We start from the raw sequence: 2,544 nt of genomic DNA on the forward strand, positions 1-2,544 counted from the left end.
CCAGCAGGCCGAGGCCGACGATGCCGGCGCGCCAGACGCCACCGGCATCGGCAAGATGCGCTGGCCGGTGCGCGGCCGCGTGATTTCCGGTTTCGGCTCGGGCAAGGACGGCGTCGATATCGCCGTGCCGACGGGCACACCGGTCAAGGCGGCCGAGAACGGTGTCGTCATCTATGCCGGCGACGGCCTCAAGGAATTCGGCAACACGGTGCTGGTGCGCCACGAGAACGGCCTGGTCACCGTCTACGGCCATGCCAGTTCGATCGAGGTGCAGCGCGGCCAGAAGGTCAAGCGCGGCCAGGAGATCGCGCTGTCGGGCATGAGCGGCACGACGGACTCGCCGAAGCTGCACTTCGAAGTGCGCAAGAATTCGGCGCCAGTCGATCCCTCCGGTTATCTCGAATAGTCGGGGCTGTTTCGAATAGAAGAAAAAAAGCAATTTGCGGGCCGTCTGACCTCCAGTCCGGCCCGCCGGCTCAGCCCGTTCCGAAAGGAGCGGGCTTTTTCAGTTCCGGTGCGACGCGCCAGTCTTCAAGCTTCAAAGATGGTCGCGCAGAGTGTCGGCGATCATGACGCCAAGGCTGCTGGCCTTGACGCCGAGAAGCGTCTCCGCGTCGGAGGAATCGACCAGCAAGGGTTTGTCGAAGAGATAGCTCATCTCGATGAGCTCATGCATGCCCAATGCTTCCATTTCGGAGATGGAATAGGAGCGTGTTCCTGGAATTTCACGGTGAAGCATTGCCGCGGTCGCCCGGATGAGTTCCCGGGGTGGGGCGTGTTGCGATGGAACATGGAACGCCCGTCCCCATTCGCCCGTGTAGCGCGAGGCAGCGACCAGTGTCCTGGCCACGTCCTTCGTGAAGGACCAGGCGTGAGTTGCGTCGAGGTTTCCGATGAAAGCCGTCGGTTTCCCTTCGATTATGGAGGGCAGCGCGACCAGTGAGAAAGAGCTGATCGCGCCATGTCCAAGATAATCGCTGGACCGCACTTCGACGGCCGGCACGTCCGCACGGACCGCCCGCTGCCACATGATCGTCCGGGCGGTTCCTTTCTTCGAAGTCGGATCCAGAGACAGGTCGGAGTGAAGCGGGCTTTCGGCATCTTTGCCATAGCCATAGAGATTTCCGAGCACCACAAGCTTCGCGCCGACCGCTTCGGCAGCCCGCACGGTGCCGTCGATGATTGGGAAGAAGTCGGTCGGCCAGCGGTGATAGGCGGCCATGGCGCACATGAAGATCGCGTCGGCGTTTCGGCTGATACGCGCCAGTTCCGCGGCATTGGTGGCGTCGGACTGCACGGTCCGGACGTTTTGCAGCGCGTTCGAACCGACACTCCGGCTCGTCAAGACAACATCATGGCCTTCTTCGCCCAGAAGCCGCGCGGTCTCGCGACCAACCGGGCCTGCTCCCACAACAACATAGAAACTCATGGCATAACCTCTCATCCAAGTTTTATGGAGAGGCGTAGGTACATAGCCACGGCATTGAAAATCGCGCGGGAATTGCCAAGTCTTGAACAGGTTTTGCCATGAATCGAGAAAGCATGCTCTCGCAAGTCGCCCCGGCCCGATCCCCGTCCGACGTAACATTGGCCTCCCGGCATGTCGAAGCCGGGGTCCATCGTCTGCTCCGGGCGCCACACCATCGCATCATGGTGCATGCAAGTGCCGCGACGCGCTCCTACTGCCATGAGGTTCGACGATATTTCGTCAGGCGCGCCGGCGATATCGACCTGGTGCCCGCCGGTCAGGAGGGTGGGTTCGAGGCTGAGACCCCGTTCGACACGATCGAGATCGCGTTACAACCGGCCTTGATGGAAAGGGTGGCAGCCGAACTTGGCAAGGCGCGCGCATTGCCGCTCGGCACACGTCACCTGCTTCGTGACCAGCGCATCGAACACCTCGCGCGAGCACTGGAGAGCGATCTCAATGCGAAGTCGCCGAGCGGGTCGTTGTTTGCCGACAGCATCGGCGCCGCGCTCGCTGTGAGGCTGCTTGGCCTCGGTGAACCTGATATCGATCGCGCGAACCGGCTGTCGGATACTCAGCTCAAGCGCGTGCTGGAGCATATCGAGGTTGCGCTGCACGAACCCCTATCGATCCATCGACTGAGCCGGGTTGCCGGCGCCAGCAGTTCGCACTTGCGGACATGGTTCAAGGCGGCGACGGGCTTCACCCTGCACCGCTACGTGCTACGGCGTCGCGTCGAACGCGCACGCGTCCTGCTGCAGCAAGGCGATCTCAGCACAAGCGAGGTGGCGGAATTGACGGGCTTCGCGCACCAGTCACATCTGGCGCATTGGATGCGGCGTGAGATCGGCCAAACGCCGCGTGATTTGCGGCGGTCGCAGCCGCCCAAATGATCTTGTCATCGGATGGCGTTGGCGACGCTATCCAACGCATCAGTCCTTCAGCGGTTTGCCGAGCCGGCCAGCCAAATCCTGGGTGAACTGCCAGGCGACGCGGCCCGAGCGGCTGCCGCGCGTCGTCGCCCATTCCAATGCTTCGGCGCGCAGCGTGTCGGGATCGATTGTCAGCCCGTGATG

The 2,544-nt window shown here is 62.6% G+C and carries 4 protein-coding genes; 2 read left to right on the top strand and 2 right to left on the bottom strand.

The genetic code is table 11. The features are described 5' to 3' along the window. Positions 1–406, top strand: a 406-nt coding sequence (locus EN994_RS26795) for a M23 family metallopeptidase (RefSeq protein ID WP_164746225.1), incomplete at its 5' end; no start/stop codon positions are given. A 132-nt stretch (positions 407–538) separates the two neighbouring features. On the opposite strand, the gene EN994_RS26800 is transcribed toward EN994_RS26795, so the two are convergent. Next, positions 539–1,429, bottom strand: a complete 891-nt coding sequence (locus tag EN994_RS26800; protein ID WP_063168115.1) for an NAD-dependent epimerase/dehydratase family protein — start codon at positions 1,427–1,429, stop codon at positions 539–541. A gap of 113 nt (positions 1,430–1,542) precedes the next feature. On the opposite strand from EN994_RS26800, the gene EN994_RS26805 reads away from it, so the two are divergent. After that, positions 1,543–2,361 carry an AraC family transcriptional regulator gene (locus tag EN994_RS26805; protein WP_063170251.1) on the top strand — a complete coding sequence of 273 codons (819 nt, stop codon included), beginning with the start codon at positions 1,543–1,545 and terminating at the stop codon, positions 2,359–2,361. Between the two features lie 39 nt (positions 2,362–2,400). Here the strand turns inward: EN994_RS26805 and EN994_RS26810 are convergent. Further along, on the bottom strand, positions 2,401–2,544 hold a 144-nt coding region (locus EN994_RS26810; RefSeq protein ID WP_127307948.1), incomplete at its 5' end, for a DUF815 domain-containing protein.

The sequence above is a fragment of the Mesorhizobium sp. M7A.F.Ca.CA.002.09.1.1 genome (assembly GCF_003998555.1).
Lineage (GTDB): Bacteria > Pseudomonadota > Alphaproteobacteria > Rhizobiales > Rhizobiaceae > Mesorhizobium > Mesorhizobium ciceri.

What these genes read in the sequence shown, in the direction of transcription:
- EN994_RS26800 (WP_063168115.1), bottom strand. Translation starts at nt 1,429, where the DNA reads ATGAGTTTCTATGTTGTTGTGGGAGCAGGCCCGGTTGGTCGCGAGACC.
- EN994_RS26805 (WP_063170251.1), top strand. Translation starts at nt 1,543, where the DNA reads ATGCTCTCGCAAGTCGCCCCGGCCCGATCCCCGTCCGACGTAACATTG.